Origin of the sequence: Flavobacterium sp. XN-5 (genome assembly GCF_008033395.2) — a bacterium.
Taxonomy (GTDB): Bacteria; Bacteroidota; Bacteroidia; order Flavobacteriales; family Flavobacteriaceae; genus Flavobacterium; species Flavobacterium hiemivividum.
The window spans coordinates 1-10106 of sequence record NZ_VOGZ02000015.1; the positions used below are offsets into that span (position 1 = coordinate 1).

Annotated in this window: 3 protein-coding genes and 1 pseudogene; all 4 read right to left on the reverse strand. The window is 36.1% G+C overall.

The genetic code is table 11. The annotated features are described in order from the left end of the window. Window positions 1-4778: pseudogene (locus tag FQU23_RS16010) on the reverse strand (hypothetical protein); the annotation flags it as partial. 1188 nt (window positions 4779-5966) lie between these two features. Beyond that, entirely contained in the window at window positions 5967-7904 is a 1938-nt protein-coding gene (locus tag FQU23_RS16015; RefSeq protein WP_147674734.1) for an OmpA family protein, read from the reverse strand. Between the two features lie 11 nt (window positions 7905-7915). Further along, on the reverse strand, window positions 7916-8824 hold the full coding sequence (locus tag FQU23_RS16020) for a type IX secretion system membrane protein PorP/SprF (RefSeq protein ID WP_147674735.1): 909 nt from the start codon (window positions 8822-8824) through the stop codon (window positions 7916-7918). 88 nt (window positions 8825-8912) lie between these two features. After that, on the reverse strand, window positions 8913-10106 hold a 1194-nt coding region (locus FQU23_RS16025), incomplete at its 5' end, for a gliding motility-associated C-terminal domain-containing protein (protein WP_147674736.1).

Consider the following 10106-nt stretch of genomic DNA (forward strand, 5'->3'; position numbering starts at 1 on the left):
ACTACATTCACATTATTTAAACTCACATTACCGGAATTTTTCACCGTAAAGGTATAGGTCACTATATCTCCAACAACAAGTGTTGCACATCCGTTTTCTCCTATTGTAATGTCATTTGATTTAATAATCTCAATATCAGGGTTTTGGCATAACCTTGTTATAGTACTAGAAGCACCCATAACATCATTTCCTAAAACTTTACCGTTCACAGTTGCGTTGTTGGTAACATTTCCTGTGTTAATGTCATTTTGTGATATTGGATAAATTGCCGTATATATCCAAGTTTCAGAATTCTCTAAGGTATTGTTTCCATTATCACCACTTGTATAGATTATCGGCACAAGAGGATTAGATGAATCTAATAAGTCATCAGTAATTTTAATATCCGTAATCGGTGCTGTACCTGGATTCGTCACAGTAAAAGTATAGGTAATGGTATCTTCTGGGCTTGTACAATTTCCACTACTGTTTAGTTTCGATTCTTTTAATAAAACTATATCGCATTTATTTATTGTTACAGAAAATGTTTTGCTAGTACTTACGCAGTCGTTAGCATTTATTACGGTAATTGTACCTGTGTAAGTGCCTGCAGCTGTGCCAGCGGGAATAACTAATGATATTGGGCTGGTTAACAAAGGTACATTTGTAACTGCAGCAAAAGTATTTGAGGGAATAGCGTCCCAAACAATGCTATACATAGTGGGTGTTCCTGATGTCGCATTGTATGTTAGTGGTGTGCTCTGTATATTTTCACTGAAACAAACTGACGTTGCGCTAGCTGCTGTTGCTATAGTTGGAAGTGCATTATTTCTGATGACCACATCATCAATTGAACTACAGTTTCCATTAGTTTCTGTCCAACGAAGCGTAATATTCATATCTGTTGGTACCGAAGTTACCATTGAAGTTGCAGAAGTTGGAGAAGTAATTACCGCTGTACCAGATGCGCCAACAAAAGTCCAAGAACCTGTGCCTAATGTAGGAACGGCAGCCAAAGTGAACATTGAATTATTACATTTAGTTTGATCAGCTCCCGCAGCAGCGATTGATTGGGCATTATTTCTTATAATTATATCATCAGTTGAACTACAGTTTCCATTAGTTTCCGTCCAACGTAGCGTAATATTCATATCTGTTGGTATCGAAGTTACCGTTGAAGTTGCAGATGTTGGACTAGTAATTACCGCTGTACCAGATGCGCCAACAAAAGTCCAAGCTCCATTACCTACAGTAGGAACGGCCGCCAAAGTGAACATTGGATTATTACATTTAGTTTGATCTGGCCCTGCAGCAGCGATTGATTGGACATTATTTCTGATGACCACATCATCAGTCGAGCTACAGTTTCCATTAGTTTCTGTCCAACGTAGCGTAATATTCATATCTGTTGGTACCGAAGTTACCGTTGAAGTTGCAGATGTTGGAGTAGTAATTACCGCTGTACCAGATGCGCCAACAAAAGTCCAAGAACCTGTGCCTAATGTAGGAACGGCAGCCAAAGTGAATATTGGATTATTACATTTAGTTTGATCAGCTCCTGCAGCAGCGATTGATTGGGCATTATTTCTAATAACCACATCATCAGTTGAACTACAGTTTCCATTAGTTTCCGTCCAACGTAGCGTAATATTCATATCTGTTGGTACCGAAGTTACTTGAGAGTTTGCAGAAGTAGGAGTAGTAATTATTGCAGTACCAGATGCACCAACAAAAGTCCAAGCTCCATTACCTACAGTAGGAACGGCCGCCAAAGTGAACATTGAATTATTACATTTAGTTTGATCAGGCCCTGCAGCAGCGATTGATTGGGCATTATTTCTGACGACCACATCATCAGTCGAGCTACAGTTTCCATTAGTTTCTGTCCAACGCAACGTAATATTCATATCTGTTGGTACCGAAGTTACCGTTGAAGTTGCAGAAGTAGGAGCAGTAATTACCGCTGTACCAGATGCACCAACAAAAGACCAAGCTCCATTACCTACAGTAGGAACGGCCGCCAAAGTGAACATTGAATTATTACATTTAGTTTGATCAGGCCCTGCAGCAGCGATTGATTGGGCATTATTTCTGATGACCACATCATCAGTCGAGCTACAGTTTCCATTAGTTTCCGTCCAACGCAACGTAATATTCATATCTGTTGGTACCGAAGTTACCGTTGAAGTTGCAGAAGTTGGAGTAGTAATTACCGCTGTACCAGATGCACCAATAAAAGTCCAAGCACCAGTACCATACGTAGGAACGGCCGCCAAAGTGAACATTGAATTATTACATTTAGTTTGATCAGCTCCTGCAGCAGCGATTGATTGGGCATTATTTCTTATAATTATATCATCAGTTGAACTACAGTTTCCATTAGTTTCTGTCCAACGCAGCGTAATATTCATATCTGTTGGTACCGAAGTTACCGTTGAAGTTGCAGAAGTAGGAGTAGTAATTACCGCTGTACCAGCTGCGCCAATAAAAGTCCAAGCACCAGTACCGGACGTAGGAACGGCCGCCAAAGTGAACATTGGATTATTACATTTAGTTTGATCAGGCCCTGCAGCAGCGATTGATTGGGCATTATTTCTTATAATTATATCATCAGTTGAACTACAGTTTCCATTAGTTTCTGTCCAACGCAGCGTAATATTCATATCTGTTGGTACCGAAGTTACCGTTGAAGTTGCAGATGTTGGCGTAGTAATTACCGCTGTACCAGATGCGCCAACAAAAGTCCAAGCTCCATTACCTACAGTAGGAACGGCCGCCAAAGTGAACATTGGATTATTACATTTAGTTTGATCAGGTCCTGCAGCAGCGATTGATTGGGCATTATTTCTGATGACCACATCATCAGTCGAGCTACAGTTTCCATTAGTTTCTGTCCAACGCAGCGTAATATTCATATCTGTTGGCACCGAAGTTACCGTTGAAGTTGCAGATGTTGGATTAGTAATTACCGCTGTACCAGATGCGCCAATAAAAGTCCAAGCACCAGTACCAGACGTAGGAACGGCCGCCAAAGTGAACATTGGATTATTACATTTAATTTGATCAGCTCCTGCAGCAGCGATTGATTGGGCATTATTTCTAATAATTATATCATCAGTTGAACTACAGTTTCCGTTAGTTTCCGTCCAACGCAGCGTAATATTCATATCTGTTGGCACCGAAGTTACCGTTGAAGTTGCAGATGTTGGAGTAGTAATTACCGCTGTACCAGATGCTCCAACAAAAGTCCAAGCTCCATTACCTACAGTAGGAACGGCCGCCAAAGTAAACATTGGATTATTACATTTAGTTTGATCAGGTCCTGCAGCAGCTATTGAAAGTGCATTATTTCGAATAACTACATCATCAGTCGAGCTACAGTTTCCGTTAATTTCTGTCCAACGCAGCGTGATATTCATATCTGTTTGTACCGAAGTTACCGTCGACGTTGCAGAAGTTGGAGTAGTAATTACCGCTGTACCAGATGCACCAATAAAAGTCCAAGCACCAGTACCAGACGTAGGAACGGCCGCCAAAGTGAATATTGGATTATTACATTTAGTTTGATCAGCTCCTGCAGCAGCTATTGACTGAGCATTATTTCTAATAACCAGATCATCAGTTGAACTACAGTTTCCGTTAGTTTCTGTCCAACGCAGCGTAATATTCATATCTGTTGGTACCGAAGTTACTGTAGAGTTTGCAGAAGTAGGAGTAGTAATTATTGCAGTACCAGATGCGCCAACAAAAGTCCAAGCTCCATTACCAGCCGTAGGAACGGCTGCCAAAGTGAACATTGGATTATTACATTTAGTTTGATCAGGTCCTGCATTGGCTACAGGTGATGGCGTTACCGTAATTGTTGCATCGCTTGTTTCAATGCCATTTCCACCACATAAACCAGAATTTGAAAATACGGCTCTATATTTAGTAGTTAGGTTTAAATTAGTTGCAGTATAAGTAGAAGTAGTGTTAGCCAAATCAGATTGCCAAGCTCCACCATTAACACTATATTCCCATCTAATAATTGAAGATCCAGATGTAAGACCACTAACCGTTAAGGTTGTACTATTTGTTCCTGAACAAACAGTTGTACTTGGTCCTACAGATCCTTTTAATGGAATTCCAAATGTTAAAGGTGTGTCAATACATCGACTAGAACTAGCAGAGTTACCACTAACCGATGCTAATTTGGTAATATTAATTACACCAGGGTTGTTCGCGGTGCAGATATTTAAATTAATACTTCCAAACGGAATATTAAATTCTAAAAAAGTGGCTCCACTACCATTACAAGCAGTACCCCCGCTATGAGCCTCAAGTCCAGTAGGGAGTGGGAGAGGAAATGGTGTTAAGGTACTTCCGGCTCCCGAATATACTTTGAATGTAGAGGCATTCGAATTAATTTCTAGGATAATCTCAGCACCGGCAACAGTTAAAGTGCCTCCAAAATTGTCTGAGGTTAATCCAGTTAAGGGATTGTTATCTGTATCTAAATATAGTCGAAATAGTGCCGAACCTCCATTACCAATATTCATTCCTAACTTCAATACTTGATTATTTGTATCGACTTTAGCCCGAATCGTTCCAATTTGACATGTAGAAGAAGGGGAAGAACTTACTATATTATTAAAAAAGACTCCAGTTGCATATTCATCGCCTGGAAGACCTGGTCCAGGACAATAATTTCCATCTGTTCCACTTTCTTGACCGTAACCACTTGTTATGCTGATAAACAATAAAAGTAAAGCAAATAGTATGGTTTGTTTCAGGTTTTGATTGAGTAAATTTGATTTCATGTTGATTTTTTTTTAAATCGTTAGAAAGTAATAAGATTTTGGAGCATCAAATGCAGAATAATTAGCACTTGTATTTAGAATTATAAGCAGTTTATGGAAAGTAATTTCCGTTTAAATAAGGATTACTATTTTAATTTATGACTTAAAAAACAAGTTGTTTTAATTTTAGCTTTTTACAAAATAAAAAGCCATTAGAATTAATTGGATTTTATGTAAAATCAGTTTCTTTGCTATTGTCCTTCACTTAATTATTAGAACAAAATCTAGATTACTACTTGCGTTTTTAAAGGAATTTAAATTTTCTTTTTTGGGGTTAAAGAAATTTAACGTCGTAGGCGATTATTCCTTTTTTTAATTTTAATATAATTTGAAAAACGTAATTTTTAAATAAATAAGAAGCCCAAATGGGGTCTCTTTTTTAAAGGATGAAAATTTTCTTTTTTTGGGGTTAAAGAATTTTTCTATCGCAGGAAATACTCCTTTTTATATTTAATTAGATAATGAATTGTTCAACTTTGAATTCAGAATTGACCCTTATTTTTTTAGAATTTAAAAAATTTCCTTGATAAAAGTCATTGATCATTGGGTGCCTTTTTATTTTAATGGAACTGTTCTATTCATGGTATTTCGTTTCTCAATAATTTTTGGATCTTTAAAAAGATTTATTTATCCAAAACTTCAATTTCAAATATATTTATTTTGTACCTTCTTAATAAAAAAAATATTTTTTTTATTAAGATTTTTTATATAAGATATAAGAATCGTTTTTCGATGATTGCCAGAAATAGGATCTTTAAATCTATACCTAAAGTTAGGAATAATAAGTGATAAAATGCTTTTTTATCTGCATACAGCCTAAATACTCGTTGAAATGTATTTTCAATTAGTGCATATTTTAAAAAATTAATCACCAATCTATTTATTAAGATTTTATTGATGAGATGATTAACTAAAAATACGTTGTTTCAATTGATACGGGAATGCAGTTTTATATTTTTTTACAAAATAAGGGGATATATTCTTAAAAATTTAAAGACTGAACATGCCTTAATTTTTTATTTTAATACCGATGTAAAATGAAAATCAGTTAGGATGGAGTGATTTTTTACATGAATAAAATAAAAAAACCTCGAAAAAATTTTCCTTTCGAGGTTAGTATTTGTTCTTTACAAACTATTAGTATTTATGTTACAGCTCCATAATAATAAATTCACTTCTTCTGTTTAATTGATGTTCTTCTTCGCTACATTCAACACCGTCAGCACATTTATTTATGAGTTGGTTTTCTCCATATCCTTTAGCCGTTAAGCGACTTTTATCAACTCCATTATTTATTAACCAACCGATAGTTGACTGTGCTCTGCTGTCTGATAAGGACTCATTGTATTTGAATGTTCCACGACTGTCAGTATGGGAGCGAATATCGAGTTTCATTTTTGGATACTGATTTAGAACATCTAATATTTTTTCTAGATCTAAAGCGGCTCCTTGTCGGATATCTGATTTGTCAAAGTCAAAATAGATCATTTTAATACCAAAGCATTTACCAAGATCGTCACCAACGGTCACCTTACATTTAGAGCTTTCTAGGGCTATATCTAGATTTGTTTTACCTTCTTTGTCGCCTATAGTCACGCTTTGTTCCTTGGTGGTGTAGTCTTCTTTTTCGGCTCTTACATTATAAGTTTTTCCACATTCTACTGAAAAAGTATACATTCCTTTTTCATCAGAATTAACTGTTCCCATTGGATTATACTTATTGTCAAACAGACTGACTTTTGCCCCTGGAATAATTTTGCTTGTGGCTAAATCCGTCACTTTTCCATACAATTCTTGTTCGCAAATGAGTTTCTTAGTTTCCAGAAATTTATAAATGTCATCATAGCCTTGTCCGCCATCTCTATTTGAAGATAAAAAACCTCTTCTTGATTTGGTATCTATCCAATACCCGAAATCATCCTTAGGAGAGTTAGCATCCATACCTACATTTTGAACTTTTCCAAAAGTTCCGTCTGCATTTATTTTCGAAACAAAAATATCTAGTCCGCCCAGACCTGGATGGCCATCAGAGGCAAAATAAATTTCGTTGTCATCATTTACAAATGGAAACGTTTCTCTTCCTTCAGTATTAATTGGGCGGCCTAAATTTACAGGCGTGCCAAAAGTTCCATCCTCATTTATTTGGACTTTAAATATGTCCGAAAGGCCTATAGTTCCCGGCATATCAGAAACAAAATACATTGTTTTTTCATCTGGACTTAAAATAGGGTGAGCTGTACTGTAATTATCACTATCAAAAGGAAGTTCAGTAATATTTACCCATTTGTTATTCTCTAAAGTGGCTTTATATATTTTAACTAATGTATTGTTTTTACTGTCTTTTCCTCTTTTCCCATCAAGATAGTTATTTCTGGTAAAATATATGGTTTTTCCATCTTTAGTAAAGACAGGAGTAGATTCGTTAAATTTAGAATTAACGGATTTATCAAACTTAGTAGGACTTCCCAAGCTTAATTCGTCACCAACATCAGACACATACAATTTTGTGAATGATTGACCGGTCCAAGTATGTTTTCTTTGCCCTAAACTCCCGGTATCTCTTGCTGAAGCAAACACGATCTTATTGTCATACATAGTAGTTCCGTAATCAGAATAGGGAGAGTTTATTCCTGCGTTTTCAACGTTATATCGGCCAGAATTAGCTTTAATAGCATCCATATAGTTTTCGTTCTTCGCAAAAAGTTCTCCTCTAGTGTCGTTTCCGGACACTTTATCAAATTTTTCCATAATCTGATTCGCTTTCTCATTTTCACCAATGGAACGTAGAGATTGTGCATAGCGATAGTAGTAGGCTGGCTCCACCTCAGTAGTCATGGCAAATAATTCACCGTACCATTCTGCTGCTGCTTCGAGTTTCCCATTGAAGTAATAAGCATTTCCCAATTTTTGGAACATATCAGCCGATTTATAGCCTTTTTCTGCAACTCTTTCATATGTTTTTATGGCATCTACAAAAGCGTAGTTGTCATATTTTTTATCAGCAATGGCTACTCTGGCTTTTTGTGAATAAATGTTTAATGAAAAAACACTTATTATAGTTATGTAAAAGAGTATGTTATTTTTCATAATAATTGTTTTTAGAAGAATCGTTGGGTTGTGATTTTATCATTCTTTTTGAATAATTCATAGCGTAAGAAAATTTCATGTGAGCCAGAATTGTAATTGTTTAATTGGGTAGTTTCAAGATCATATCCATATCCTATATACATCGCATCTGAAATTTGAAATCCGGCCATTGCAGTAACCGCCGCACTCCATCTATAAGCAACTCCAAGTACGAATTTATTGTTAAACATAAAGTTTCCTGAAACATCTACTTGTAGTGGTGCTCCTTTAACCATTTTAGTTAACAAAGCAGGTTTGAATTTTATAGCGCTATTTAAATCAAGAATATAACCTGCTATTAAATAGTAATTTATTTTTTCTTTAAAAATAGCCACTGCATTGTCATCGTAGCGATTTGACTCTATAAAATTTGGTATTGAAATACCTACATAGGCCTTGTCTGAATGTAAATAAACTCCAGCTCCAATATTAGGCGAGAATTTATTATTATAGTCATGCAAACTAGGATCGTCATCAACGGGATTTAGACGTGTAACATCTAAATCAAATAGATTAGCAGTTGCTTTAATTCCAAAAGAAAATTTGACTTTTTCAGATGTCGGGACAGTATAGGATAGATCTGCAGAAATGGTATTTTCGTGCGTAGGACCTATTTTATCGTTGATAATAGATACCCCAAGGCCCAACCTGCTATTGTTAAACGGGGTATTTACTGAAACTGCATTTGTAACTGGTGCACCATCTAATCCGACCCATTGCGTACGATGTAACGCAAAGACACTTAGAACTCCTCTTGATCCGGCATAAGCTGGATTGATATTTATTGTGTTGTACATGTATTGTGTAAATTGCGCATCTTGTTGAGCAAAACTTACCAAAGCAGTAAACATCAAAACGAAAGAAAATAGTTTTGTTTTCATAGTAGATATTTTATCATTCGAAAATTAGGGCTTTTCATAAAATTTTAGTTAAACCTTAGGGTTATAAACCCTAAGGTCGGTTTTTTCATTATTTAGTAAGGTATAAATATCCAGCTTTTTTACTGACTTGACTTTGACCATTACCATCAATAAAAGTATAATTCAATATATAATAGTACGTTCCAGTAGGCAAACCTGATGATTGGTCTATAGTAGTTCTTCCACGTGAGGTACCGTTAAATGCATTAGTAGTATTATTATAGTTTTTAGTTTCAAAAACTAGTACTCCCCATCGGTTGTAGATTTCAACCGTGTTTTCTGGATAACAGCTTGTATTGTCAATATTGTCAATGATAAACAATTCATTGACTCCATCACCATTTGGAGAGAATGCGTTATGAACAGTTACAAGCCCACATGGTAATACAAGCCCTCCGTCTATGTTGATAGTAAGTGCGAATACTGTTGGACATGCATTTGCATTAATAGTATAGGTAAATTTATAATCCCCTGCTGAAACTGAACTATTATCGACGATGTCTCCGTTTAATGTTACCGATGAGTTTTCACTAAACCATATTCCACCTGTTGGTGTACCTTGCGGTAATAAACTAAACAGGTTGATAGTTGGTGCCGGAACATCATCGATATTATAAGACTTAACTTCATCTATCGCAATAATAGTTGCAGTAACAGCAACGTTTACGGCTTGAATAAATTCAGATGTGTTATTACACTCATCCTTAACAATCCATTTTCTTATTATAGAATAAGAGGTGGCAGTAGTGTTAATTGTATTTTCAGTATATACAACAGTAGGAGCAACGGTCGAACAATCATCTACAAAAACAAGGTTAGGTTTTACTGGTATTGCATTACAGTTAACATTAATTTCTGCAGCAAATGTAGTTGTTGTAGTAGGCGCCTTCGCATCTTGTACGTTAATAGTTTGTGAAGCAGTAGCTGCGTTTCCACAAGCGTCTGTTGCTGTCCAAGTTCTAGTAACAGAATACGAACCAGCACATGTACCTGCAGAAGTTGAATCATTATAAGTTAGGGTAGGACTAGGATCTACGCTGTCGGTTACTGTTGGTGTAACAAACGATGGCAATGCTGGGCAATTGATAGTTGTTGAATTAGGCAATTCACTAATCATAGGGGGTATACTGTCACCATCTATCAGAGTTGCAGTTGTAGTGGCTATACAACCATTAGCATCCGTAACAGTATAGTTATAAGTTCCAGCAGCTAAATCAGTAGTAGCATCTCCACCATAAGTGAA

Bases quoted from the DNA above. Each gene is read 5' to 3' on its own strand.
- FQU23_RS16015 (WP_147674734.1), bottom strand. From the start codon at position 7,904: ATGAAAAATAACATACTCTTTTACATAACTATAATAAGTGTTTTTTCA.
- FQU23_RS16020 (WP_147674735.1), bottom strand. From the start codon at position 8,824: ATGAAAACAAAACTATTTTCTTTCGTTTTGATGTTTACTGCTTTGGTA.